At 62.4% G+C, this 26,769-nt stretch carries 18 protein-coding genes, 1 other RNA gene and 2 pseudogenes; 17 read left to right on the top strand and 4 right to left on the bottom strand.

What is annotated here, in order from left to right:
- Positions 1-103: 103 nt before the first annotated feature.
- The 3 genes and pseudogenes from ABIE53_RS32005 to ABIE53_RS17355 form a co-directional block, all read left to right on the top strand.
- Positions 104-160 (top strand): annotated as a pseudogene (locus tag ABIE53_RS32005) (hypothetical protein); the annotation flags it as partial.
- On the top strand, positions 140-6,940 hold the full coding sequence (locus ABIE53_RS17360) for a YadA-like family protein (RefSeq protein ID WP_376915639.1): 6,801 nt from the start codon (positions 140-142) through the stop codon (positions 6,938-6,940). The pseudogene ABIE53_RS32005 and the gene ABIE53_RS17360, both read left to right, overlap by 21 nt.
- A gap of 125 nt (positions 6,941-7,065) precedes the next feature.
- On the top strand, positions 7,066-7,812 hold the full coding sequence (locus ABIE53_RS17355) for an OmpA family protein (protein WP_006051910.1): 747 nt from the start codon (positions 7,066-7,068) through the stop codon (positions 7,810-7,812).
- A gap of 79 nt (positions 7,813-7,891) precedes the next feature.
- On the opposite strand, the gene ABIE53_RS17350 is transcribed toward ABIE53_RS17355, so the two are convergent.
- Complete coding sequence (locus ABIE53_RS17350) at positions 7,892-8,737, bottom strand: MurR/RpiR family transcriptional regulator (RefSeq protein ID WP_006051911.1); 846 nt, start codon at positions 8,735-8,737, stop codon at positions 7,892-7,894.
- Between the two features lie 290 nt (positions 8,738-9,027).
- Here ABIE53_RS17350 and edd point away from each other — a divergent pair, with 290 nt between their 5' ends.
- The 4 genes from edd (at position 9,028) to ABIE53_RS17330 (ending at position 13,887) form a co-directional block, all read left to right on the top strand.
- A complete protein-coding gene (edd, locus tag ABIE53_RS17345; protein ID WP_006051912.1) occupies positions 9,028-10,956 on the top strand; it encodes a phosphogluconate dehydratase in 1,929 nt (642 codons plus the stop codon).
- A 119-nt stretch (positions 10,957-11,075) separates the two neighbouring features.
- Positions 11,076-11,717: a bifunctional 4-hydroxy-2-oxoglutarate aldolase/2-dehydro-3-deoxy-phosphogluconate aldolase gene (gene eda / locus ABIE53_RS17340; protein ID WP_006051913.1), complete on the top strand. Its 642-nt coding sequence runs from the start codon at positions 11,076-11,078 to the stop codon at positions 11,715-11,717.
- Positions 11,718-11,987: 270 nt separating this feature from the next.
- Positions 11,988-13,382 carry a GntT/GntP/DsdX family permease gene (locus ABIE53_RS17335; protein WP_006051914.1) on the top strand — a complete coding sequence of 465 codons (1,395 nt, stop codon included), beginning with the start codon at positions 11,988-11,990 and terminating at the stop codon, positions 13,380-13,382.
- A 10-nt stretch (positions 13,383-13,392) separates the two neighbouring features.
- The gene (locus tag ABIE53_RS17330) at positions 13,393-13,887 is read left to right on the top strand and encodes a gluconokinase (RefSeq protein ID WP_053858727.1); all 495 of its coding nucleotides are present in this window, start codon (positions 13,393-13,395) and stop codon (positions 13,885-13,887) included.
- A 96-nt stretch (positions 13,888-13,983) separates the two neighbouring features.
- On the opposite strand, the gene purB is transcribed toward ABIE53_RS17330, so the two are convergent.
- Positions 13,984-15,372 (bottom strand): adenylosuccinate lyase, encoded by a 1,389-nt coding sequence (gene purB / locus ABIE53_RS17325; protein ID WP_006051916.1) that lies wholly within the window; start codon positions 15,370-15,372, stop codon positions 13,984-13,986.
- Between the two features lie 234 nt (positions 15,373-15,606).
- On the opposite strand from purB, the gene ABIE53_RS17320 reads away from it, so the two are divergent.
- The 6 genes from ABIE53_RS17320 (at position 15,607) to ABIE53_RS17295 (ending at position 21,435) form a co-directional block, all read left to right on the top strand.
- On the top strand, positions 15,607-16,563 hold the full coding sequence (locus ABIE53_RS17320; protein WP_006051917.1) for a LysR family transcriptional regulator: 957 nt from the start codon (positions 15,607-15,609) through the stop codon (positions 16,561-16,563).
- A 150-nt stretch (positions 16,564-16,713) separates the two neighbouring features.
- The gene (locus ABIE53_RS17315) at positions 16,714-18,036 is read left to right on the top strand and encodes a Glu/Leu/Phe/Val family dehydrogenase (protein ID WP_006051918.1); all 1,323 of its coding nucleotides are present in this window, start codon (positions 16,714-16,716) and stop codon (positions 18,034-18,036) included.
- A gap of 283 nt (positions 18,037-18,319) precedes the next feature.
- Complete coding sequence (locus ABIE53_RS17310) at positions 18,320-19,213, top strand: glutamate/aspartate ABC transporter substrate-binding protein (RefSeq protein ID WP_006051919.1); 894 nt, start codon at positions 18,320-18,322, stop codon at positions 19,211-19,213.
- A gap of 82 nt (positions 19,214-19,295) precedes the next feature.
- Entirely contained in the window at positions 19,296-20,036 is a 741-nt protein-coding gene (locus tag ABIE53_RS17305; RefSeq protein ID WP_006051920.1) for an amino acid ABC transporter permease, read from the top strand.
- Positions 20,036-20,713 (top strand): glutamate/aspartate ABC transporter permease GltK, encoded by a 678-nt coding sequence (gltK, locus tag ABIE53_RS17300; RefSeq protein ID WP_029968252.1) that lies wholly within the window; start codon positions 20,036-20,038, stop codon positions 20,711-20,713. The genes ABIE53_RS17305 and gltK overlap by 1 nt, the downstream gene beginning before the upstream one ends.
- Positions 20,710-21,435, top strand: a complete 726-nt coding sequence (locus ABIE53_RS17295; protein ID WP_006051922.1) for an amino acid ABC transporter ATP-binding protein — start codon at positions 20,710-20,712, stop codon at positions 21,433-21,435. Before gltK ends, ABIE53_RS17295 begins: the two co-directional genes overlap by 4 nt.
- Positions 21,436-21,538: 103 nt before the next feature.
- Here the strand turns inward: ABIE53_RS17295 and ABIE53_RS17290 are convergent, their stop codons facing one another.
- A complete protein-coding gene (locus ABIE53_RS17290; protein WP_083803853.1) occupies positions 21,539-22,477 on the bottom strand; it encodes a class II glutamine amidotransferase in 939 nt (312 codons plus the stop codon).
- Positions 22,478-22,728: 251 nt separating this feature from the next.
- Between ABIE53_RS17290 and pyrC the strand changes: the two genes are divergently transcribed.
- The 3 genes and pseudogenes from pyrC to rnpB all read left to right on the top strand — a co-directional run bounded on the left by pyrC (position 22,729) and on the right by rnpB (position 25,185).
- Positions 22,729-23,799, top strand: a complete 1,071-nt coding sequence (gene pyrC, locus ABIE53_RS17285) for a dihydroorotase (RefSeq protein WP_053858725.1) — start codon at positions 22,729-22,731, stop codon at positions 23,797-23,799.
- Between the two features lie 18 nt (positions 23,800-23,817).
- A pseudogene (locus ABIE53_RS17280) lies at positions 23,818-24,684 on the top strand (DUF3025 domain-containing protein); the annotation flags it as partial.
- Positions 24,685-24,771: 87 nt separating this feature from the next.
- Positions 24,772-25,185, top strand: an RNA gene (rnpB, locus tag ABIE53_RS17275) — RNase P RNA component class A.
- An 87-nt stretch (positions 25,186-25,272) separates the two neighbouring features.
- Here rnpB and ABIE53_RS17270 read toward each other — a convergent pair.
- A complete protein-coding gene (locus ABIE53_RS17270) occupies positions 25,273-25,695 on the bottom strand; it encodes an OsmC family protein (protein WP_006053300.1) in 423 nt (140 codons plus the stop codon).
- Positions 25,696-26,338: 643 nt separating this feature from the next.
- On the opposite strand from ABIE53_RS17270, the gene rplM reads away from it, so the two are divergent.
- Positions 26,339-26,767 (top strand): 50S ribosomal protein L13, encoded by a 429-nt coding sequence (gene rplM, locus ABIE53_RS17265; RefSeq protein WP_020069304.1) that lies wholly within the window; start codon positions 26,339-26,341, stop codon positions 26,765-26,767.
- The last annotated feature ends 2 nt before the right edge of the window (positions 26,768-26,769 follow it).

Raw genomic sequence — 26,769 nt, 5'->3', positions numbered from 1 at the left:
GCAGGCTTCACGCCGGCTGGCGGCACGGCGATTTCGGCAGCCACTGCTGCTGGTGGTGAAGTGTCGGTAGGCGCGGCAGGTAAGGAACGTCGCATCACGAAATGTGGCAGCGGGTCTGAACGCGACGGACGCAGTGAACGTGAGCCAGCTGCAGTCGGAAGACGCAAAGGTGAACAACGTTTCGAACAACGTTTCGAACGTCGCGAACAACCTGTCGAATACGAACAACAACGTCGCAAACCTGAGCGGTAACGTCACCAACATCAACAACACGGTGAATAACATCGTGAACGGTGGCGGCGTCAAGTACTTCCACGCCAACTCGACGCTGGCTGATTCGTCGGCAACGGGTACGAATGCTGTGGCAATCGGCGGTGCAGCGTCGGCGACGACGGCGAACTCGGTGGCCCTCGGCTCGAACTCGGTGGCCAACTCGGCCACGCTGGCGACGGCAGGCTTCACGCCGGTTGGCGGCACGGCGATTTCGGCAGCCACGGCAGCCGGCGGCGAAGTGTCGGTGGGCGCGGCAGGTGCAGAGCGTCGTATCACGAACGTCGCAGCAGGTCTGAACGCGACCGATGCAGTCAACGTGAGCCAGTTGCAGTCGGAAGACGCAAAGGTGAACAACGTCTCGAACAACGTGTCGAACGTCGCGAACAACCTGGCGAACACCAACAACAACGTCGCGAACCTGAGCGGCAACGTCACCAACATCAACAACACGGTGAACAACATCGTGAATGGTGGCGGCATCAAGTACTTCCACGCTAACTCCACGCTGGCTGATTCGTCGGCAACGGGCACGAACGCGGTGGCAATCGGCGGTGCAGCGTCGGCGACGACGGCGAACTCGGTAGCACTGGGCTCGAACTCGGTGGCGAACTCGGCGACGCTGGCGACGGCAGGCTTCACGCCGACGGGTGGCACGGCGATCTCGGCAGGGACGGCTCTGGGCGGCGAAGTGTCGGTGGGCAAGGCAGGTGCAGAACGTCGCATTACGAACGTGGCAGCGGGTCTGAGCGCGACCGATGCAGTGAACGTGAGCCAGTTGCAGTCGGAAGACGCAAAGGTCAACAACGTTTCGAACAACCTGTCGAACACCAACAACAACGTCGCGAACCTGAGCGGTAATGTCACCAACATGAACAACACGGTGAACAACATCGTGAACGGTGGCGGCGTCAAGTACTTCCACGCCAACTCGACGCTGGCTGATTCGTCGGCAACGGGTACGGATGCGGTTGCGATCGGCGGCAACGCACAGGCGACGACGGCGAACTCGGTGGCACTGGGCTCCAACTCGGTGGCGAACTCGGCGACGTTGACGACGGCAGGCTTCACGCCGGCTGGCGGCACGGCGATTTCGGCAGCCACTGCTGCTGGTGGTGAAGTGTCGGTGGGCGCGGCAGGTAAGGAACGTCGCATCACGAATGTGGCAGCGGGTCTGAACGCCACGGATGCAGTGAACGTGAGCCAGCTGCAGTCGGAAGACGCGAAGGTCAACACGGTCAACAACAACCTGAACAACCTGAGCAACACGGTGAACAACATCACCAACGGCGCGGGTACGAAGTATTTCCACGCTAACTCGACGCTGGTCGACTCCTCAGCAGTGGGTACGAACGCAGTGGCGATCGGCGGTGCAGCAACTGCGACGACGGCGAACTCGGTGGCACTGGGCTCCAACTCGGTGGCAAACTCGGCCACGCTGACGACGGCAGGCTTCACGCCGGTCGGTGGCACGGCGATCGCGGCAGCGACGGCTGCTGGCGGTGAAGTGTCGGTGGGTGCAGCGGGTGCAGAGCGTCGTATCACGAACGTGGCAGCGGGTCTGAACGCGACCGATGCAGTGAACGTGAGCCAGCTGCAGTCGGAAGACGCAAAGGTCAACAACGTTTCGAACAACCTGTCGAACACCAACAACAACGTTGCAAACCTGAGCGGCAACGTCACCAACATCAACAACACGGTGAACAACATCGTGAACGGTGGCGGCGTCAAGTACTTCCATGCGAACTCGACGCTGGCTGATTCGTCGGCAACGGGCACGAACGCGGTGGCAATCGGCGGTGCAGCCTCGGCGACGACGGCAAACTCGGTGGCCCTCGGCTCGAACTCGGTGGCGAACTCGGCCACGCTGGCGACGGCAGGTTTCACGCCGGTCGGCGGCACGGCGATCTCGGCAGCCACTGCTGCTGGTGGCGAAGTGTCGGTGGGCGCAGCAGGTGCAGAGCGTCGCATCACGAACGTGGCAGCAGGTCTGAACGCGACCGATGCAGTGAACGTGAGCCAGCTGCAGTCGGAAGACGCGAAGGTGAACAACGTCAGCAATAACCTGAGCAACCTGGCAGGCAATGTCACCAACATGAACAACACGGTGAACAACATCGTGAACGGTGGCGGCGTCAAGTATTTCCACGCGAACTCGACGCTGGCGGATTCGTCGGCAACGGGTACGGACGCAGTGGCGATCGGCGGCAACGCTCAGGCAACGACGGCGAACTCGGTGGCACTGGGCTCGAACTCGGTGGCGAACTCGGCGACGCTGGCGACGGCAGGCTTCACGCCGGTCGGCGGCACGGCGATCTCGGCAGCCACGGCAGCGGGCGGTGAAGTGTCGGTGGGCAAGGCAGGTGCGGAGCGTCGTATCACGAACGTCGCAGCGGGTCTGAACGCAACGGACGCAGTGAACGTAAGCCAGCTTCAGTCGGAAGACGCGAAGGTCAACAACGTTTCGAACAATGTGTCGAACGTTTCGAACAACCTGGCCAACACCAACAACAACGTCGCGAACCTGAGCGGCAACGTCACCAACATCAACAACACGGTGAACAACATCGTGAATGGTGGCGGCATCAAGTACTTCCACGCCAACTCGACGCTGGCGGATTCGTCGGCAACGGGTACGGACGCAGTGGCAATCGGCGGCAACGCTCAGGCAACGACGGCGAACTCGGTGGCACTGGGCTCGAACTCGGTGGCGAACTCGGCGACGCTGGCGACGGCAGGCTTCACGCCGGTTGGTGGCACGGCGATCGCAGCAGCCACGGCAGCGGGCGGTGAAGTGTCGGTGGGCGCGGCAGGTAAGGAGCGTCGCATCACGAACGTGGCAGCAGGTCTGAACGCCACGGATGCAGTGAACGTGAGCCAGTTGCAGTCGGAAGACGCGAAGGTGAACAACGTCTCGAACAACGTTTCGAACGTTTCGAACAACCTGTCCAACACCAACAACAACGTCGCGAACCTGAGCGGCAATGTCACCAACATCAACAACACGGTGAACAACATCGTGAATGGTGGCGGCATCAAGTACTTCCACGCCAACTCGACGCTGGCGGATTCGTCGGCAACGGGTACGGATGCAGTTGCGATCGGCGGCAACGCTCAAGCAACGACGGCGAACTCCGTAGCACTCGGTTCCAACTCGGTGGCGAACTCGAGCACGTTGACGACGGCAGGCTTCACGCCGGTCGGTGGCACGGCGATCGCAGCAGCGACGGCAGCCGGCGGCGAAGTGTCGGTGGGCAAGGCAGGTGCGGAGCGTCGTATCACGAACGTGGCAGCAGGTCTGAACGCTACGGATGCAGTGAACGTGAGCCAGTTGCAGTCGGAAGACGCGAAGGTGAACAACGTTTCGAACAACGTTTCGAACGTCGCCAACAATCTCGCGAACACCAACAACAACGTCGCGAACCTGAGCGGCAACGTCACGAACATCAACAACACGGTGAACAACATCGTGAACGGTGGCGGCATCAAGTACTTCCACGCGAACACCACGCTGGCGGATTCGTCGGCAACGGGTACGGACGCAGTGGCAATCGGCGGCAACGCGCAAGCGACGACGGCGAACTCGGTGGCACTGGGCTCCAACTCGGTGGCGAACTCGGCGACGTTGACGACGGCAGGCTTCACGCCGGTCGGCGGCACGGCGATCGCAGCAGCGACAGCAGCTGGTGGTGAAGTGTCGGTGGGCGCGGCAGGTAAGGAGCGTCGTATCACGAACGTCGCAGCCGGTCTGAACGCGACTGATGCAGTGAACGTGAGCCAGTTGCAGTCGGAAGACGCGAAGGTCAACAACGTTTCGAACAACCTGTCGAACACGAACAACAACGTCGCAAACCTGGCGGGCAACGTCACCAACATCAACAACACGGTGAACAACATCGTGAACGGTGGCGGCATCAAGTACTTCCACGCGAACACCGCGCTGGCGGATTCGTCGGCAGTGGGTATGAACGCAGTGGCGATCGGCGGCAACGCGCAAGCGACGACGGCGAACTCGGTGGCACTCGGCTCCAACTCGGTGGCCAACTCGACCACGCTGACGACGGCAGGCTTCAACCCGGGTGGCAGCGCGATCTCGGCAGCCACGGCAGCCGGTGAAGTGTCGGTGGGTGCGGCAGGTGCTGAGCGTCGCATCACGAATGTGGCAGCAGGTCTGAACGCCACGGACGCGGTGAACGTGAGCCAGTTGATGTCGGAAGATACGAAGGTGAACCAGGTCGGCGCGAGCACGGCCTCGTCGCTGGGCGGTGGTTCGACCTACGATTCGACGACGGGCGCAATCACGGCTCCGACGTACTCGGTGGGCGGCACGACGGTGAACACGGTGGGTGACGCGATCACCAACCTGGACGGCCGCACGACGCAGAACACGACGAACATCGACAGCCTGACGCAGAACATCGCCAACGGTTCGGTCGGTCTGGTGCAGCAAGACCCGACGTCGCGCAACATCACGGTGGCGAAGGATACCGACGGCACGGTGGTTGACTTCACGGGTACGGCAGGCACGCGTACGCTGACTGGTGTAACGACTGGTGATTTGAGCGCATCGAGCACGGACGCAGTGAACGGCTCGCAGCTGTACGCGACGAACATGAACGTGTCGAACGTCGCGAACAACCTGTCGAACACCAATAACAACGTCGCAAACCTGGCAGGCAATGTCACCAACATCAACAACACGGTGAACAACATCGTGAACGGTGGCGGCATCAAGTACTTCCACGCCAACTCGACGCTGGCGGATTCGTCGGCAACGGGTACGGATGCAGTGGCGATCGGCGGCAACGCGCAAGCGACGACGGCGAACTCAGTAGCACTGGGCTCGAACTCGGTGGCCAACTCGACCACGCTGACGACGGCAGGCTTCAACCCGGGCGGCAGCGCTATCTCTGCAGCCACGGCAGCCGGTGAAGTGTCGGTGGGTGCAGCAGGTGCTGAGCGTCGCATCACGAATGTGGCAGCAGGTCTGAACGCCACGGACGCGGTGAACGTGAGCCAGCTGATGTCGGAAGATGCGAAGGTGAGCCAGATCGGCACGAGCACGGCCTCGTCGCTGGGTGGCGGTTCGACCTACGACTCGACGACGGGCGCAATCACGGCTCCGACGTACTCGGTGGGCGGCACGACGGTGAACACGGTGGGTGACGCAATCACCAACATCGACGGTCGTACGACGCAGAACACGACGAACATCGACAACCTGACGCAAAACATCGCCAACGGTTCCGTCGGTCTGGTGCAGCAGGACCCGACGTCGCGCAACATCACGGTGGCGAAGGATACCGACGGCACGGTGGTTGACCTTACGGGTACGGCAGGTTCGCGTACGTTGACTGGTGTGGCCGCAGGCGCGGTCAACGCCACGAGCGTGGATGCAGTGAACGGTTCGCAGTTGTATGGCGTGAGCCAGTCGGCGGCAGATGCCCTCGGCGGCGGCTCGACGGTGAACAGCGATGGCACGATCTCGGCCCCGACGTACTCGGTGGGCGGTACGACCGTGAACAGCGTGGGTGACGCGATCACCAACATCGACGGCCGTGTGACGCAGAACACGTCGGACATCACCAACATCAACAACACGCTGAACAACATCACCAGCGGTGGCACCGGTATCAAGTACTTCCACGCCAACTCGACGTTGCCGGATTCACAGGCAACGGGCGCGGAATCGGTGGCGATCGGCGGTAATGCGCAGTCTCTGGCGACGAACTCGGTTGCACTGGGTTCGAACTCGGTGGCTGACCGTGCGAACACGGTGTCGGTGGGCTCGGCGGGCAACGAACGCCAGATCACCAACGTCGCAGCCGGTACGGCCGACACGGACGCAGTGAACGTCGCTCAGTTGAAGGCGTCGGGCATCATCAACCCGAACGGCACGACCAACGCGGCAGTCACGTACGACCACAACGCCGACGGTACGACCAACTACAGCAGCATTACGATGGGTAATGGTGCTGCGGGCGGCACGACGATCCACAACGTGGCAGCAGGCACGTCCGGTGACGACGCAGTCAACGTCGACCAGATGAACTCGGCGATCTCGACGGTGACGAACATTGCGCACGCGGCCAACAACCCGATGTTCGCAGCAGACGGCAACCGCGATACGGAAGCAGCAGTTGCAAGCGGTACGCATTCGACCGCAATGGGTGCGAACGCAAGCGCAACCGCGGCGAACTCGGTGGCACTGGGTGCGAACTCGGTGGCTGATCGTGCGAACTCGGTGTCGGTGGGCTCGGCAGGTAACGAACGCCAGGTCACCAACGTCGCGGCCGGTACGGCAACGACCGACGCGGTCAACGTGGGTCAGTTGAACGACGCCATCGGCTCGGCGGTCGGCAATCTGCCGGCTGGCATGACCTCGAAGGCCTACACCGATCAGCAGATCAACTCGGTGCAGAACAGCGTGAGCCAGGTCGCCAAGAACGCGTACGCCGGTGTCGCAGCCGCTACGGCGCTGACGATGATCCCGGACGTCGATCAAGGCAAGACGATCGCGGTCGGTATCGGTGGCGGTTCGTATAAGGGTTCGCAGGCTGTCGCGCTCGGCGTCTCGGCGCGTATCACCGAGAACCTGAAGATGAAGGCCGGCGCGGGCACCAGCTCGCAAGGCACGGCGATCGGCATCGGTGCTTCGTACCAGTGGTAAGCGCCGTGATGGATCGGACGCAAGTCCGGTCCATCAACCGGAGCTGTCTTGACTAGAACTGTAAGCGCGCTCTTGTCCGCAGGACACGGGGCAAGGGCGCCGCTTCAATCACTGCATTCGTGAAAATGAACACTTCTCTTTTTAAATATCTCCGCGCGTTGGTCTCAGGCGCGTCTTTGGCGATCTTTGCAGCGTGCAGTACGCAATCTGGACCGTCCTACACGCTGCGTACGATCAGTCCGCCGAACCAAACCGTACCGACTTATTGGGTTAGCTGCCTCGGACTTCTCGACAGCTCGCAAACCTGCGTGCGCGTGGCCGAAGAAACCTGCCAGGCCAAGCCGATTACGTGGCTCGGCGCGGTCGACGGCGTGAGCAACAACCAGCCGGTGAAAGATGCGCGTGAAATGACGTTCATGTGCGGCGCGCCCGTCGCACAGCAGCCGGTCGCACAACAGCCGGCGCCGCAACAGCCGGTTCAGCAGCAAGAGGCTGCGCAGCCGCAAGCAAAGCCGGCCGCGCCGCAGGCTCGGCTGCTGCTGCAAGGCAACGCCAACTTTGCAACGGACAGCGCGACGCTCAGCCCGATCGCGAAGGAAAACCTGGATCACTTCATGGCCGCCAACAAGGGCGCGAATCTGCGCCGCGTGACGGTGACGGGCTACACCGACAAGACGGGTTCCGAAGCACACAACCTGGCGCTGTCGAAGGCTCGTGCCGAAGCGGTCGTGCAATATCTGCGCGATGGCGGTCTCGAGGGTGAGCAGTTCGTCGCACAAGGCCTCGGCAGCGCCGATCCGGTTGCGTCGAATGCAACGGCCGAAGGTCGTTCGCAGAACCGCCGCGTCGATGTTCGCGTGGTCGCCGAGTAACTGGCCGCGTGCATCGTTTGACCTGAGTTTGACCTGAAAAAGGCCTGCCATCGAGCAGGCCTTTTTCATTTGCGCCTCTTCAGCTTTCGCCGTCGATTCTCAGCCGGCCGATCACTTCTTTCGCCTTACCCATCCGCTCGACAAGCTCAGGCCCGCGCTTGAGCGCGACGCCGACGGCGAGAATGTCGCCGATGGCGAGATGCGACATGCGCGACGTCATCGGCGAAAACACATCGCTTTCCTCGACGACATTTGAGAAGAGACAAATCGACGCGAGCTTCGCAAGCGGCGACGATCCATGTGTAATCGCAATCACTTTCGCGCCGCGATTGAGCGCGGAATGTGTCGCTTCGATGATGTCCCGGGTTCGACCGGTATTCGATACCGTCACGATCACATCGCCGGGGCCGAGCAGTGCGGCCGACATCGAGTAGGTGTGCGGATCGGAGTAGGCGACGCTCGGCATGCCGAGCCGGAAGAACTTGTGCTGGATGTCCTGCGCCGCAATACCTGAACCGCCCGCTCCATAGAACTCGATGCGCGCCGCGTTCGCCAGCAGGTCGACGGCTGCTTCGACACTATGCGGCGACAAGCTGTTGCGCACCTGGATCAGCGTGCCGATGGTCCGGTCGAAGACCTTGGCGATCAGACCCGGCGTACCCTCGTCCGGCCGCACATCCCGATAAACCGCCGGCACTTCAGTAGCGATGCCTTGGGCCAGCCGGATCTTGAACTCGCGAAACCCCGAAAAACCCAGCGCATGACAGAACCGCGCGATAGTCGGCTGACTCACACCCGCGCGCGCGGCGACTTCCGTCATGGAAAGGTCTAGCACCTCGCGCGGCGCCTCGATCACGTAGTCGGCGAGCTTGCGCTCCGACGGGCGCAACTGCTCGCGCATCTCTTCGACCTGGGACAGCATCATTGGAAAACTCGCACTATGCTGAAGAATGCGTGGACTATAGCTTGATTGGCCGAAAGGTACAAAAACTACATTATCGCCGTAGGTGTTATCCCTAGGTTCAGGTGTTATTCGTCCGATGCGCCGCCAGTAAAGGGCTTCGCGGAGTTTCGCCAAACTGCACTGCAGCAAGATTTCCAATTGCGGCCATGTAGTTTTTCTACTAAGATTCCTTTCGCCGGTCTCTCCGGCGACCCCGCGATACCCACCTGGCATAGCGCGCCCAATCTGCCGCCAGCGACGAAGGAGCTCCGATGGTTTCCCCGCATTCGCAATTGTTGAAAGTCACGCAGCGCGTGATCGAACGCAGCAAGCCCACTCGTGAGGCGTATCTCTCCCGCATTCATCAGGCGCAGGGCCGGTTCCCGGCGCGCGGCGCGCTTTCCTGCGCGAATCTGGCGCACGGGTTCGCGGGCCTCGAAGGCAACGACAAGCTCGTCATCAAGCAGATTCGCGAGCCGAACATCGGCATCGTTTCGTCGTACAACGAGATGTTGTCGGCGCACGCGCCGTACAAAAACTACCCGGACATCATCAAGCAGGCCGCGCGTGAAAACGGCGGCGTCGCGCAATTCGCGGGCGGCGTGCCGGCCATGTGCGACGGCATCACCCAGGGCAACGCGGGCATGGAACTGTCGCTGTTCTCGCGCGAAGTGATCGCGATGAGCACGGCGGTCGCGCTCACGCACAACATGTTCGACGCGGCGTTGTGCCTCGGCATCTGCGACAAGATCGTGCCGGGCCTTCTGATCGGCGCGCTGCAGTTCGGCCATCTGCCGACCATCTTCGTGCCGGCCGGCCCGATGACGAGCGGCCTGTCGAACGACGACAAAGCCAAAACCCGCCAGCAGTTCGCAACCGGCCAATGCGGTCGCGACGCGCTGCTCGAAGCGGAAGCCGCTGCGTATCACGGCCACGGCACCTGCACGTTCTACGGCACGGCGAACAGCAATCAGATGCTGATGGAAATCATGGGCCTGCATCTGCCGGGCTCGGCTTTCGTGCATCCGCATACGCCGTTGCGCGACGCGCTGACCGCACAGGCCGCGCGCCGCGTGCTCGATCTGACGGTCGAGCGCGGCAATTACACGCCGATCGGCCACGTGATCGACGAAAAGGCGATCGTCAACGGAATCGTCGCGTTGCTCGCGACGGGCGGCTCCACCAATCACACGCTGCACCTCGTCGCCATTGCGCGCGCGGCGGGCATCGTGATCGACTGGGACGATTTCGACACGCTGTCGCAAGCCGTGCCGCTGCTCGCCAAGATTTACCCGAACGGCAAGGCCGACGTGAACCATTTCCATGCAGCGGGCGGCGTCGCGTTCCTGGTGCGCAATCTGCTGGAAGGCGGTTTGCTGCACGAAGACGTCAACACGGTCGTCGGCGAGGGGCTGCATCGCTACACGGAAGAGCCGAAGCTGATCGACGGCAAGCTGCAATGGGTGCCGGGCGTGGAAACCAGCGCCGACACAGCGGTGCTGCGCGCCATCAAGGAGCCGTTCCAGCCGGACGGCGGCTTGCGTCTGATGCAGGGCAAGCTCGGCCGCGGCGTGATCAAGATTTCGGCGGTTGCGGCGCAGCATCGCAAGGTGAAGGCGCCGGCCATCGTGTTCGATTCGCAGGAAGCCGTGCAGGAGGCGTTCGACAACGGCGAGCTCAAGCGCGACTTTGTTGCCGTCGTGCGCTTCCAGGGCGCGCGGGCGAACGGCATGCCGGAACTGCATCGTTTGACGCCGCTGCTCGGCGTGTTGCAGGATCAGGGTTTCCATGTCGCACTCGTCACGGACGGCCGCATGTCGGGCGCGTCGGGTAAAGTGCCCGCGGTCATTCATCTGTCGCCGGAAGCGTTGCTGCAAGGGCCGATCAGCAAGGTGCACACGGGCGACATGCTGGTGATCGACGCCGAAGCCGGCGTGCTCGACGTCGAGATCGACGCCGCCGAATGGGCCGCGCGACCTAACGCCGCGCCGCTCAATCAGGCGGAAAACGAAGTGGGTTTCGGCCGCGAACTGTTCGGCGTATTCCGCGCGGCGGCGGCGCCGGCGGAGCAGGGCGCGTCGGTGTTCGGTCCGATGGTGGGCGAGCGTCCGGCAGCGCACGGCGAGCACGCGGCGTCTGCTGTGCAGCACGCCGCCGCACAGCACGGCGAAACGCGTACCAGCACCACTCAGGCAGGCTAGCAGTCTTCGCAAACAAGCCAACGGACAGTCGAACCAGGTCCAACGAAGTCCAACCGGGCAGCCCGCCAAAGCCCGCCCGGCGACGCAACAGACGGTTGGCAGAAACAAGGAGTTTCACTATGACGTCGAAAACAGTAAGTGAGATCGTCCGCCTGGGTCCGGTGATTCCGGTGCTCGCGTTCGATTCGGTCGAGCAGGGCGAACACGTGTCGCGCGCGCTGCATGCGGGCGGCGTGAAGGTGCTGGAAATCACACTGCGCACGGCGGCGGGGATTGCCGCGATCGAGCGCGCGAGCCAGTTGGCCGAAGACATCGTGGTGGGCGTCGGCACGATCACGAAGCCCGAGCATTGCGCGCAGGCGAAGAAAGCAGGCGCGCAGTTCGGCGTGTCGCCCGGACTCACGAAAGACATGCACAAGGCCGCGCAGGATGCCGGCCTGCCGCTATTGCCGGGCGTGATGACGCCGAGCGACATCATCACCGCGCTCGAACTCGGCTATGAAATCGTGAAGTTTTTCCCGGCGCAGCAGGCGGGCGGCGTGCCGATGCTGCAAGCTTTTCATGGTCCGTTTCCGACGCTGAAGTTCTGCCCGACGGGCGGCATCACGGCGGAAACCGCCACGCACTTCCTGTCGCTGCCGAACGTGGTCTGCGTGGGCGGCTCCTGGCTCACGCCGAAAGCCGCGGTCGCCGCGCAAAACTGGGACGAAGTCACGCGCCTCGCGCGCGCGGCGAGCCAATTGGCCGCACCCGCTCACTAGTCGATAACCGCCGCGTTCTGGCGAACACAGACGCGGACGCAGACGCAGACACAGCAAGCTCTCAACCGGAGCCTCGCCGATACAGCCGCTTCAGGCTGTCGCAGCGAGGCTTCGTTGCAAAGATGCTGCGGGTTTCGCGGGCTTTTCAAGACAACAGACAGTAAAATTCAGCGACCGCGCGGTTTGCCGTCCTCGAGGCGCAGCGGTCGCCATGAGACGAGGTGGCTGCCGTCTTCGCACCCACAATCAATAACGCAAAGGAGGAGCTTCATGGAAGCTGTTCACGGCAGCATGCTGCTGGTTTACGGGGTGATCGCCATCGCCCTGCTGATCTTGTTGATCACGCGCTACAAGGTCTATCCGTTCCTCGTCCTGATCATTGTGTCGCTGCTGCTGGGGCTTGCCTCCGGTATGCCGATGGCGACCATCGTCAAGTCGTTCGAAACCGGCAACGGCAACACGCTCGGGCACATCGCGGTGGTGGTGGGCCTCGGCACGATGCTCGGCAAGATGATGGCCGAATCGGGCGGCGCGGAACGCATCGCCACGACGCTCATCGACTGGTTCGGCGAGAAGAATATTCACTGGGCGATGATGGTCGTCGCGATCATCGTCGGCTTGCCGGTGTTCTTCGAAGTCGGCTTTGTGCTGCTGATTCCGATCGCGTTCAACGTCGCGAAGCGCACCAACAAATCGCTGCTGCTCGTCGGCCTGCCGATGGTCGCCGGCCTGTCCGTCGTGCACGGGCTGATTCCGCCGCACCCGGCCGCGATGCTCGCCGTGCAGCAGTACCACGCGGACATCGGCAAGACGATTGCGTATGGTCTGATCGTCGGCGTGCCGACGGCTATCGTCGCCGGTCCGCTGTTTGCGCTGATGATCAACCGCTACATCAAGCTGCCGCAAGAGAACGCGCTCGCCGCGCAGTTTCTGAACAGGGACGACGTCGCGCTCTCCGGCACGCCGGGCGGCGCAAACGCAGCGCCGAAACGCGAACTGCCGAGCTTCGGCATTACGCTGTTCACGGTGTTGCTGCCGGTGATCCTGATGCTGGTGGGCAGCTGGGCCGATTTGGTATTCACGCCGAAGACCTTGCCGAACGACCTGCTGCACTTCGTCGGCAATTCGGACGTCGCGCTGCTGATCGCCGTGCTGGTCAGCTTCTGGACCTTTGGTGCGAGCCGCGGTTTCAATCGCGACCAGATCCAGAAATTCTGCGGCGAATGTCTGGCGCCGATCGCGGGCATTACGCTGATCGTCGGCGCGGGCGGCGGTTTCGGACGCGTGCTGATGGATAGCGGCATTTCGAAGGAAATCGTGGCTGCTGCGACCTCCGCGCATTTGTCGCCGCTGCTGTTCGGCTGGCTCGTCGCCGCGCTGATCCGCCTCGCGACAGGTTCGGCGACGGTCGCGATGACCACCGCCTGCGGCATCGTTGCACCGATCGCGGCGGCCAGCGCGATCCAGGTGAAGCCGGAACTGCTGGTGCTGGCAACCGGCTCGGGCTCGCTGATCTTCTCGCACGTGAACGACGGCGGTTTCTGGCTGATCAAGGAATACTTCGGTATGACGGTGGGGCAGACCTTCAAGACATGGTCGCTCCTCGAGACCATCATTTCGTTGATGGGTTTGCTGTTGACCTTCGCGCTCGCGGCGGTCCTGTAAGGAGTTTTTGATGATTTTGATCGCAATGGGCGTGTCGGGCGCCGGCAAAACGAGAATTGGCGAGATGCTGGCGGAGCGCCTGCACTGCGCGTTCACCGACGGCGACGCGTTTCATAGCGCCGCAAACAAGGAGAAGATGCACCACGGCATTCCGCTCACCGACGAAGACCGGTGGCCGTGGCTCAAAACTATCCGCGCCGCGATCGAAGAAAAGCAGAAGGCGGGCGAGACGGCCGTGTTCACCTGTTCGTCGCTGAAGCGTTCGTATCGCGACATTTTGCGCGACGGCGACAAGGACGTCTGCTTCGTGTACCTGAAGGGTTCGCGCGAGGTGCTGCAAGAGCGTTTGACCACGCGCACGGGCCATTTTTTCGACCCGTCGCTGCTGCAAAGCCAGCTCGACACGCTCGAGGAACCGGGCGCGGACGAGGCGGTCACGGTGAGCATCGAACTGTCGCCGGAACAGATCGTCGACGATGTGTTGAAGCAGGTCGAGAAGCGTTAATCCGCCATCCTGAACTAACCGTTCAGACGAAGAAAAGCCGCTCCGGGGAGCGGCTTTTCTTTTGCTTGACGAGCAGAACAGCGGATGAATCAGGCTTTAGCCGATGCGCTTCGCCAACTCGACTGCCTTGCCGATGTACGAACCCGGCGTCATCGCGAGCAAACGGTCTTTCGCGTCCTGCGGAATTGCGAGCCCGCCGACGAACGCCTGCAGCGCCTCACGCGTGATGCCCTTGCCGCGCGTCAGTTCCTTCAACTGCTCGTACGGGTTCTCGATGCCGTAGCGGCGCATCACCGTTTGCACCGGCTCGGCCAGCACTTCCCAGCAGTTGTCGAGGTCTTCGTTCAGACGCTGCGCATTCACTTCGAGCTTGTCCAGACCGCGGATCAGCGAGTCGTACGCGAGCAGCGAATAACCGAACGCGACGCCCATGTTGCGCAGCACCGTCGAATCGGTCAGGTCGCGCTGCCAGCGCGACACCGGCAGCTTGTCGGCGAGGTGGCGCAGCGTTGCGTTCGCGAGTCCGAGATTGCCTTCGGAGTTTTCGAAGTCGATCGGGTTGACCTTGTGCGGCATCGTCGACGAACCGATCTCGCCGGCCTTCGTGCGCTGCTTGAAATAGCCGACCGAGATGTAGCCCCACACGTCGCGGTCGAGATCCAGCAGGATCGTGTTGGCGCGCGCGACGGCGTCGAACAGTTCGGCCATGTAGTCGTGCGGCTCGATCTGGATCGTGTACGGATTGAACGTGAGCTTCAGACGCTGCTCGACCACTTCGCGCGAGAACGCTTCCCAGTCGAACTCCGGATACGCCGACAGATGCGCGTTGAAGTTGCCGACCGCGCCGTTCATCTTGCCGAGCAGTTCGACCTTCGCGATGCGCTCGATCGCGCGTTCGAGACGTGCGGCGACGTTGGCGATTTCCTTGCCGAGCGTCGTCGGGCTGGCCGGCTGGCCGTGCGTGCGCGAGAGCATCGGCTGTTCCGCGTGCGCGTGAGCGAGCGCGACGAGCTTCTGATGCACCGTGCGCAGCGCCGGCAGGATCACATGCTCGCGCGCGCCCGCCAGCATCAGGCCGTGCGACGTGTTGTTGATGTCTTCCGACGTGCACGCGAAATGGATGAACTCGCTTGCGCGCTCCAGTTCTTCCTGACCCTTGACCGATTCCTTCAGCCAGTATTCGACCGCCTTCACGTCGTGATTCGTCACGCGCTCGATGTCCTTGATGCGCGCGGCGTCATGCGCGGTGAAGCGCTCGGCCAGTTGCAGCAGGAATTGTTCGGCGGCGTCCGAAAAGCGCGGCACTTCGGCGAAACCGGCGCGCGAGAGCGCGATCAGCCAATGAATTTCGACCGTCACGCGATTGCGCATGAACGCGGCTTCCGAGAGCCAGTCGCGCAGGGCTTCGGTTTTCGACGCATAGCGGCCGTCGAGCGGAGAGAGCGCATTCAGCGCGAACAGAGTGTCGGGGCGGGTGTCGGACATGATGGCGGCTGGTCTAGGCGTTGAGCGCTCGCTGCAGTCACAGCGAGCGGATCGGAACGGAGGGAACCGCGAATTTTACCACCAGAGGCGGATTCGCCCGGAATAGGCCGGACGCGCGTGAGCCGCAGCGGACGACGCGAACGCAAAGTCGGCTGCCGGGTGGAGCGTGAGCATTCGCATCGGCAGAGCCACTAGAATGCTGACTTCCTCTCTCTCGCCGGCAGCAGGCTTCGCATGGAACTGAAATGGCTCGAAGACTTCGTTTCGCTCGCGGAAACGCGCAGTTTCAGCCGCTCGGCTGAACTGCGTCACGTCACGCAGCCGGCGTTCTCGCGGCGCATCCAGGCGCTCGAGGCGTGGCTCGGCACGGAGCTCATCGACCGCTCGGTGTATCCGACGCGTCTCACGCCGGCGGGCCAGGTGTTCAACGAGCAGGCGCTCGCGATGCTTTCGCAGTTCCACGAGGCCCGCGCGCTGTTGCGCGGCCACACGGCGACGCCGCAAGCGACGATCGAGTTCGCGGTGCCGCACACGCTGTCGCTCACGTACTTTCCGCGCTGGCTGCAACGCATCGAAGCGCAGATGGGCCCGATTCATACGCGGCTGCGCGCGCTTAACGTGCACGACGCGGCGCTCTCTCTGGTGGAAGGCGGCTGCGATCTGATGATGGGCTATCACCATCCGAGTCATCCGGTCGCGCTCGACCCGGCCCGCTACGACATGCTGACGCTCGGCAACGAGCCGATCAGTCCGTTCTCGGCGCCGGGGCGCGCCGGCCGGCCGCGTCATACGCTGCCGGGCACTGCTGAAGCGCCCACGCCCTATCTGTCGTACACGCCGAATGCGTATCTGGGGCGCATGACCGAGGTGATTCTCGCCAACGCCCCGGAGCGTCTCAATCTGGACCGGCTCTACGAAACCGACATGGCCGAAGGTCTGAAGGCGATGGCGCTCGCCGGCCACGGCATCGCTTTTCTGCCGCACAGCGCTGTGGAAGACGCAGTCGCCGACGGCAAGCTGATTCGTCTGGACCGGGCGACGCGCGGCACGCCCGAAGGCCAGCTCACGCTCACGATGGAGATACGCCTCTACCGTGACAAGCTGGCCGCGAAAAGCGACGACGCGCGGCAGATTCTCGTGCGGCAGTTGTGGGACGTGGTGTCGGAAGAACTGGCGGAGCGCGGCGCGTAAGAGAGCCTCGCCAAACCTGCGCGCCCGCGACGCGAATTTGCGGCTTCCGAAGGGTTATGCAAAAAAGACATAATCGGATAAGGAAACGGCATTGGATTTCAAAACGGCCTTTTTCGACAATGCTGCTACTCGATCAACGCCGGAGCGTTCATGTCTTCCCAGCAGCAAGCCGCCCAATCTGCCCAATCAGCATTAACGTCGCAGTCCGTCCCCTCCTACCTGAATAGCGAAGACCTCGGCCCGTGGGGCAACTACCTGCGCCAGGTCGATCGCGTCGCGCCGTACCTCGGCTCGCTGTCGCGCTGGCTCGAAACCCTGAAGCGCCCGAAGCGGATTCTGATCGTTGACGTGCCTATCGAACTCGATAACGGCACGGTCGCGCACTTCGAGGGCTACCGCGTGCAGCACAACGTGTCGCGCGGTCCAGGCAAGGGCGGCGTGCGTTATCACCAGGACGTGACGCTGTCGGAAGTGATGGCGCTGTCCGCGTGGATGTCGGTGAAAAACGCTGCGGTGAACGTTCCTTACGGCGGCGCGAAGGGCGGCATCCGCCTCGATCCGCGCAAGCTGTCGCGTGGTGAACTCGAGCGCGTCACGCGCCGCTACACCAGCGAAATCGGCATCATCATCGGACCGAACACCGACATTCCCGCGCCGGACGTGAACACGAACGAGCAGATCATGGCGTGGATGATGGACACGTACTCCATGAACCAGGGCCAAACGGCAACCGGCGTCGTGACCGGCAAGCCGATCACGCTCGGCGGTTCGCTCGGCCGCCGCGAAGCGACGGGCCGCGGCGTGTTCGTGGTCGGATGCGAAGCGGCACGCCGCATCGGCTTCGACATCGAAGGCGCGCGTATTGCAGTGCAAGGTTTCGGCAACGTCGGCGGCATCGCGGCGCGTCTGTTCCAGGAAGCGGGGGCGAAGGTCGTCGCGGTGCAGGATCACACCGGCTCGCTGTACAAGTCGACCGGTATCGACGCTGTCGCGTTGCTGGAACACGTGGCGAAGACGGGCGGCGTGGGCGGTTTCGCCGAAGCCGACTCGGTGACGAACGAAGAGTTCTGGACCGTCGAATCGGACATCCTGATTCCGGCCGCGCTCGAAAACCAGATTACCGAAAAGAACGCCGGCAAGATCAAGACGAAGATCGTCGTGGAAGGCGCGAACGGCCCGACCACCACGGCCGCCGACGACATCCTGCACGACCGCGGCATCCTCGTGATTCCGGACGTGGTGGCCAACGCGGGCGGCGTGACGGTGTCGTACTTCGAATGGGTGCAGGATTTCTCGAGCTTCTTCTGGACCGAAGACGAGATCAACCAGCGCCTCGAGCGCGTGATGCGCGAAGCGTTTGCGGCCGTATGGCAAGTGTCGAGCGAGCAGAACGTTTCGGTGCGGACGGCGGCGTTTATCGTCGCGTGCAAGCGGATTTTGCAAGCGCGCGAAATGCGCGGTCTGTACCCCTGATCGCGGGCTTGTAAAGCGAACGGCGGATTCGCTACCTCGCGGGTGCGCCGCGCATTTGAAGTAAATGCGCATGCCTGAACGCACTTCACAAGAGCGCGTGTTTTACCTGGCGGGCGGCATCGCGACGATGCTGCCCGCCTTTGCATATCCGGAAAGGTTGACCGGCTGCGCGAAGCCGCCGCCGACCAATAGCGGCGTGCACGCAACAACAATGGTTTATAGCCATACTTTCAGAATAATTACTTTGCTAAACTGGCGCCGGTTCTTGCCAAGGAGATCAAACATGAAGGTTAAAAAAGCTGCGCTGCTGCTCGCGACTCTCGGACTGTTTACGGTTGGCGCGCACGCGCAAGACGCCGGCACGCTGAAAAAAATCAAGGACACGGGCGTCATCGCGCTGGGTCATCGCGAGTCGTCGATTCCGTTTTCGTACTATGACGACAAGCAGGAAGTCATCGGCTATTCGCAGGAATTCGCGCTGAAGGTGGTCGAGGCGGTCAAGCAGAAGCTCAACGCGCCGAACCTGAAAGTGAAGCTGATTCCGGTCACGTCGCAAAACCGTATTCCGCTGGTGCAGAACGGCACCGTCGACATGGAATGCGGCTCCACCACGAATAACGCGGAACGCCAGCAACAAGTGGCGTTCTCGAACACGATCTTCGTGATCGGCACGCGTCTGATGACCAAGAAAGATTCGGGCATCAAGGACTGGGCCGACCTGAAGGGCAAGACGGTCGTCACGACTGCCGGCACGACGTCCGAGCGCCTGCTTCGCAAGATGAACCAGGACAAGAGCCTGGGCATGAACATCATCAGCGCGAAGGATCACGGCGAGTCGTTCCTGACGCTCTCCACCGGCCGCGCCGCTGCGTTCATGATGGACGACGCGTTGCTCGCCGGCGAGCGCGCAAAGTCCAATACGCCGAACGATTTCGTGATCGTCGGCGCGCCGCAATCGCATGAAGCATACGGCTGCATGCTGCGCAAGAACGATCCGGAATTCAAGAAGGTCGTCGACGATGCAATCGCGAAGGTCGAAACTTCGGGCGAAGCCGACAAGATCTACAAGAAGTGGTTCGAATCGCCGATTCCGCCGAAGGGCTTGAACCTGAACTTCCCGGAAAGCGACGACATGAAGGCGCTTTACAAGAATCCGAATGACAAGGCAATCGATTAAACCTTAGCTGTTTTTTTGAAATGCTGAATGAAACGGAAGGGGCCACGCGCTTCTTCCGTTTCTTTTTGCTGGAGTCTTGGTCATGTCATATCACTGGAACTGGGGCATTCTGCTGAGTCCCGTCTCCACCGGCGAGCCGACCACTTATCTGGGCTGGCTGCTGTCGGGTTTCTGGGTGACGATTACCGTGTCGCTGTCGGCATGGGTGATCGCGCTGATCGTCGGCTCGTTGTTCGGTGTGCTGCGCACGGTGCCGAACAAGTGGGCGTCCGGCATCGGCACGCTCTACGTCGCGATTTTCCGCAATATTCCGCTGATCGTGCAGTTTTTCATCTGGTATCTGGTGATACCGGAGTTGCTGCCGGCATCCATCGGAAACTGGTTCAAGCAACTGCCGCCAGGCGCGCAGTTCTTTTCTTCCTCGATCATCTGTCTCGGGCTCTTCACCGCCGCGCGCGTGTGCGAGCAGGTGCGCTCGGGCATCAACGCGCTGCCGCGCGGCCAGCGCGCCGCGGGCCTCGCGATGGGCTTCACGCAATGGCAGACGTATCGCTACGTGCTGCTGCCGGTCGCGTACCGGATCATCGTGCCGCCGCTCACGTCCGAGTTTCTGAATATCTTCAAGAACTCGGCGGTCGCGTCGACCATCGGTCTGCTCGATCTCTCCGCCCAGGCGCGACAGCTTGTCGACTACACGTCGCAGACGTATGAGTCGTTCATCGCTGTCACGCTCGCGTACGTGCTGATCAATCTGGTCGTCATGCAATTCATGCGCTGGGTCGAAGCGAAGACCCGGTTGCCCGGCTATATCGGAGGCAAGTGATGCACCATTTCGACTGGAGCGGTATTCCGGGCGCATTGCCTACGTTGTGGACCGGCGCGGTCGTCACCTTCAAGATCACGCTGATCGCGATCGTGATCGGCATTGTGTGGGGCACGGTTCTCGCCATGCTGCGGCTGTCGTCGTTCAAGCCTTTCGAGTGGTTCGCGAAGGGCTACGTGACGATTTTCCGTTCGATCCCGCTGGTCATGGTCCTGCTGTGGTTCTTCCTGATCGTGCCGCAATTGCTGCAGAACGTGCTCGGTCTGTCGGCGGATATCGACATTCGTCTCGCCTCGGCAATGGTCGCTTTCTCGCTGTTCGAGGCGGCGTATTACTCCGAGATCATTCGCGCGGGGATTCAGTCCGTGCCGCGCGGGCAGGTCAACGCGTCGTTCGCGCTCGGCATGAACTACGCGCAGTCCATGCGTCTCGTGGTGCTGCCGCAGGCGTTCCGCGCGATGGTGCCGCTGCTGCTCACGCAGGGCATCGTGCTCTTTCAGGATACGTCGCTCGTCTACGTGATCAGCCTCGCCGACTTCTTCCGCACTGCCACGAATATTGGCGATCGTGACGGCACGAATGTCGAGATGGTACTGTTCGCGGGCGCGTGTTATTTCGTGATCTGCGTGGTCGCGTCGAGCCTTGTCAAAGGTCTTCAGAAAAAGGTCGCAAGATGATCTCTATCAAGAATGTTTCGAAGTGGTACGGCCAGTTTCAGGTGCTGACGGACTGCACGACGGAAGTCAAAAAGGGTGAAGTGGTGGTGGTGTGCGGACCGTCGGGTTCGGGCAAGTCCACGCTGATCAAGACCGTCAACGGACTCGAGCCGTTTCAGAAGGGCGAGATTGTCATCAACGGGCAGTCGCTGACGGATAAGAAAACCAATCTGTCGAAGCTGCGCTCGAAGGTCGGCATGGTGTTCCAGCACTTCGAACTGTTCCCGCATCTGTCGATCGTGCAAAACCTCACGCTCGCGCAGATCAAGGTGCTCGGCCGTTCGAAGGACGAAGCCTCGGCGAAGGGTCTGAAGCTGCTGGACCGCGTCGGCTTGCGCGCGCATGCGGACAAGTTTCCGGGGCAATTGTCGGGCGGTCAGCAGCAGCGTGTGGCGATTGCGCGCGCGTTGTCGATGGATCCAATTGCAATGCTGTTCGACGAGCCGACCTCGGCGCTCGATCCGGAAATGATCAACGAAGTGCTCGACGTGATGGTCGAACTCGCGCAGGAAGGCATGACCATGATGTGCGTCACGCACGAAATGGGCTTCGCGAAGAAGGTCGCGCATCGCGTGATTTTCATGGACAAGGGCTTGATCGTCGAGGACGACCGCAAGGACGACTTCTTCGACAATCCGAAGTCCGATCGCGCGAAGGATTTTCTGGCGAAGATCCTGCACTGAGGGCAAGCGTTGCCGCGTGGTTGTCGCGGCGGGCGCTTCAACGAAAAAGCCGCTTGAACAAGCGGCTTTTTTTATCGATGCGTGGTCGCCGCGGCTACGGTTTTCACGACTCGAAGGCGGCCGCGTCGTCGGCCGCTTCCAGATCGACTTCCAACTCAGCCGCGGCAGATTGGGCCGCCGCCGAAGCCGCAATCGTGCTCGCCGAAGCGGACGCGTCCAGCGCCGGATTGCGCAGCTTTTCCAGCACCGAGGCCGGCACCGGCACATTGACGCGGCCAATCACGTCGCCGTGCTGGAACATCAGCAGATCGCCCGGTTCGAACGCGGTCCACACTTCGTTGTCGGTCAGCGGCTGCGTCGCGATCACGGCGACGCGGTCTTCCGGCGTCGTGTACTTGGCGAAGTCGATGGACACGTCCGCGTCGACAAGATGCGCGGTGGAAAAAGGCCAGCGCCGCACGATGTAATGCAGATGCGTCGAGCAATGCGCAAACAGCGCCTGGCCGTTCGACATCAGAAAATTGAACACGCCGAATTGCGTGATTTCGCGCGTGAGCTTTTCGAGCGCGGCGAAGAGTTCGTTGAGCGGCGGTTGCTGCGCGCCGGGAAACGCCTTGCGCAAACCTTCGAGCAGCGCGCAGAAAGCGAGCTCGCTGTCGGTCGTGCCGACCGGCTGATACACGCCTGAGAGCACCGGCGAATAATCCTTCAGATCGCCGTTATGCGCGAAGATCCAGTGACGCCCCCACAGTTCGCGCATGAACGGGTGGCAGTTTTCCAGCAGAATGTGCCCTTGCGTCGCCTTGCGGATATGCGCGATCGTGTTCTTCGACTTGATCGGATAGCGCTTGACCATCTCGGCGATCGGCGAGGTAGCCGACGATTGATGGTCGATGAAAAGGCGACACGCTTTGTCTTCGAAGAAGGCGATGCCCCAGCCGTCGGCATGGTGATCGGTGACGCCGCCGCGCGCCGCAAAGCCGGTGAACGAGAACGTGACGTCCGTCGGCGCGGCGCAGTTCATTCCTAGAAGTTGGCACATGTTGCGGGTAGGCCTGTGAACGGGGCGAGCCGTTACAATGATGATTTTCCAAGCATATCACCGAGCCACGAACGCCAAATTGCAAAATTGACGTGTGTTCAGGCCGCAACACGGCGGTTTGACCTCAGCGCCGGTGCATTGCTGGGGCGTTGTTCGCGCATCGCTCGCGCATCGTTCCGATTCGTCGTTGCGCCTTGTTCGGCTCTTATTCCGCTCCATTCGCTCCGTTCCGCTCTCGCTCTTCTCTCGCCATGACCGCTCCCAACGCTGCTTCCGCTTCCCTCGACTCCGTTACGCTCACCCGTCCTGACGACTGGCACCTGCACGTGCGCGACGGCGCCATGCTGGCGGCGGTGCTGCCGGATACCGCGCGCCAGTTCGGCCGCGCGATCATCATGCCGAACCTGAAGCCGCCGGTCACGACGACGGCGATGGCCCAGGCTTACCGCGAGCGGATCGTCGCCGCCATTCCGGCCGGCGCGCAGTTCGAGCCGCTGATGACGCTGTACCTGACCGACAACACGCCGCCCGATGAAATCCGCCGCGCGCGCGAAAGCGGCTTCGTGCACGGCGTGAAGCTCTATCCGGCGGGCGCGACGACGAACTCGGACGCGGGCGTGACCGACATCATGAAGTGCGCGAAAACGCTGGAAGTGATGCAGGAAACCGGCATGCCGCTGCTGGTGCACGGCGAAGTGACGGATTCGTCGATCGATCTGTTCGACCGCGAGAAGGTGTTCATCGACCGGGTCATGACGCCGCTGCGCCGCGAGTTTCCGGCGCTGAAGGTGGTATTCGAGCACATCACCACGAAGGACGCCGTCGACTACATCCGCGAAGCCGGCGTCGCGCCGGAACTGCTGGGCGCGACGATTACCGCGCACCATCTGCTCTACAACCGCAACGCGATTTTCCAGGGCGGCATTCGCCCGCATTACTACTGCCTGCCGGTGCTCAAGCGTGAGACGCATCGGCTCGCGCTCGTCGAAGCGGCGACGTCGGGCAATCCGCGCTTCTTCCTCGGTACGGACAGCGCGCCGCATCCGAAGGGTTTGAAGGAACACGCGTGCGGCTGCGCGGGCTGCTACACGGCGCTGCACGCGCTCGAGTTGTACACCGAGGCTTTCGACAAAGCCGGCGCGCTCGACAAGCTCGAAGGCTTCGCGAGCTTCTACGGCGCGGATTTCTACGGTTTGCCGCGCAACGCGGGCAAGGTCACGCTGCGTCGCGAGGAATGGACGTTGCCGGCGGAGTTGCCGGTCGGCGATACGCCGGTCGTGCCGCTGCGCGGCGGTGAATCGATTGGCTGGCGCCTGATCTGACGCGTGGGTGACGCGGAGATGGCGGAGCCCGAGGCGAGGCGCGAAACGGCGCCCGCAACGACTGAACCGGTACAACTCGACGTGAGCGCGCGCCACGACGAAGGCCGCGGCACCGGCAATGAAGCGCTCCCGCCAGGCGCGCGGTCGGGCTTCGCCGCAATCGACTGGTCGAAGCCTTGGTTCGCGCCGTTCGCCGAGCGCGGCCAACGCTGGCAGCGGGCCGCGCTCACGAGCTACGCCGCGTTGCTTGCCGAAATGAACGCCGACGCGTCGAAGGCGCGGCAAGTGACAGGCCGCGGCCAGCGGCTCGCGTTCATCGCGCAGGACGAGCTGCCGCCCGGCGCCGCCTACGAGGCGCACATTGCGTCCACCGGCTGCGTGCCGACGCGCCACAATCTGCACGACTTCTTCAACGCGTCGATGTGGTTTGCGTTTCCGCGCATCAAGGCGGCGCTGAACGCGCGGCAGTCGGCGGCCATCGACTTGCTGGGCGTCGGGCCGACGCGCGGCGGCGTGCGTGACGCACTGACGCTCTTCGACGAAAACGCGCTGCTGTTTGCTTGCGCCGATCCGCGCTTGAGCGCTGCGCTGCGTCAGTTCGACTGGCGCACGCTGTTGCTCCAGCGGCGCGACGCATGGGGCGCATCGGGCGCGAGTTGCGAGGTGCGCTGCTTCGGCCACGCGCTGCTCGAAAAGCTGATCGCGCCGTTCAAGGCGTGCACCGGGCACGCGTGGATTGTCGACGTGCCGCCAGCGTACTTCGAATGGGACGCCGCTTCGCGCGACGCGTGGCTCGACGAGGCGGTCAGCGCCGCGTTGCTGAATACGGAAGCGTTGACGAGCCGTATGTTTGCGCCGCTTCCGGTGCTGGGCATCCCCGGCTGGTGGCCGGAAAACGAGACACCGGCCTTCTATGACGACACGTCCGTATTCCGCGCGGGCCGGCGCGCAGATGCTAAAATCGGCGCCAGCAAAGCAGGCCAGGCAGTCGCGGCCTCGGCGGCTTCGGCCAAAGAGGGCGAGGAAAGTCCGGACTCCACAGGGCAGGGTGATGGCTAACGGCCATCCGTGGCGACACGCGGAACAGGGCAACAGAAAGCAAACCGCCGATGGCCCGGCGCAAGCCGGGATCAGGTAAGGGTGAAACGGTGCGGTAAGAGCGCACCGCGGCTGCTGCAAGGCAGACCGGCACGGTAACCTCCACCCGGAGCAATTCCAAGTAGGCAGGCGCGCATCTTCGAGATGCAGGACGGGGCCCCCGTCTCGTCTGCGGGTAGGAAGCTTGAGCGCGTCAGCAATGGCGCGCCTAGAGGAATGGCTGCCACGCGCGTCGCGTCTTCGGACGTTGCGCGTGCACAGAATCCGGCTTATCGGCCTGCTTTGCCACCACACAAACAAATGCCGGCGTCTTTTAGGGACGCCGGCATTTTTCGTTGATGCGGCCCGCGGGCCGCGGCACTCAGTTCCGCTGGTTCAGCTCGGCACGATATCGAACGAGTGGGTCAGTTCGGCCGTCTTCGCGATCATGATCGACGCCGAGCAATATTTGTCGTGCGACAGGTTGATCGCGCGCTCCACGGTCGCCGGGTTCAGGTTCTTGCCCGTCACAGTGAAGTGAAAGTGAATCTTCGTGAACACTTTCGGATCTTCGCTGGCGCGCTCGGCCTTCAGCGTCACCGAGCAGCCGGCGATTTCCTGACGGCTTTTCTTCAGGATCATGACGACGTCGTAGGCCGTGCAGCCGCCCGTGCCGAGCAAGACCATTTCCATCGGACGCGGCGCGAGATTGCGGCCGCCGCCTTCGGGCGCGCCGTCCATCGCGACCAGGTGGCCGCTGCCCGTCTCGGCCGCGAACGCCATCCCGTCTTGCCCCATCCAGCTTACTTTGCATTCCATGCTGTGCTCCACCGCGCTTCGACTATCGAGACGGCATTGTAGCCCGGCGTTTCGGTGTCCGCCCGAGGCGACGTCGGCGGGAAATTATGCGCAATCGCCGCTTGTATGTTGCAGCGCGGCATGGACGGCGGCAGGGTGGAGTTCGAGGCGGGTTTAGGGGTTTTACTCTAGAGCGCGTCGTTCACTCAGGGCGGAGCAGTCGGCGGACGCCTTTATTTGCAAGCCCCACAACAAGTCGGGCCGCCGCCGCCGTCAAACCACATTATGAAAATCGATTTCGCAATGCAAATGTTCTTGCGTCGCACAAGGATGCTTCATATAATTGCCTCATCGGTTGCAGCAGTGCGCAACCTCCGCTGTCTCCTCCACCTCCTCCTTTGGTGGATTAAACCCGAACCGCTAGTTCGGGTTTTTTTTCGCCCGCGCCGGCCTGCATGACGTGCGCTCGCGGGAGCCAATATCAGGCGGCTCCCGCACCAAATCCCGCACGTTTTGACTTGACGTCACAAATTCCTTTATAATTCAGGGCTTTTCCGCATCCGCGCCCGCGGAGGAAGAACCAGGGAGAGCCTGCACGCGCCTCGATGCGCACACTACAAGCAGGAAAAAATACATTGGGCGCAGCAATTTTTTTGGATCGATCATGAAGACGTTTTCCGCAAAAGCCCATGAGGTTACGCGTGAATGGTACGTGATTGACGCGACGGATAAGGTTCTCGGGCGTGTCGCCAGCGAAGTGGCACACCGTCTTCGCGGCAAGCACAAGCCTGAATTCACTCCGCACGTCGACACCGGTGATTTCATCATCGTTATCAACGCCGGCAAGCTGAAGGTCACGGGCAACAAGGCTACTGACAAGAAGTACTACCGTCACTCGGGCTACCCGGGCGGTATCTATGAAACGACGTTCGGCAAGATGCAGGAACGCTTCCCGGGCCGCGCGCTCGAGAAAGCGGTCAAGGGCATGCTGCCGAAGGGCCCGCTCGGCTACGCGATGATCAAGAAGCTGAAGGTCTACGCTGAAGCAACGCATCCGCATTCGGCACAACAGCCGAAAGCGCTCGAGATCTAAGG

It is taken from the genome of Paraburkholderia sp. OAS925 (assembly GCF_040543975.1).
In the GTDB taxonomy this organism is placed as follows: Bacteria; Pseudomonadota; Gammaproteobacteria; order Burkholderiales; family Burkholderiaceae; genus Paraburkholderia; species Paraburkholderia graminis.
Note: the sequence above shows the minus strand (reverse complement) of the source record. Positions and strands in the feature narration are given on the sequence as shown.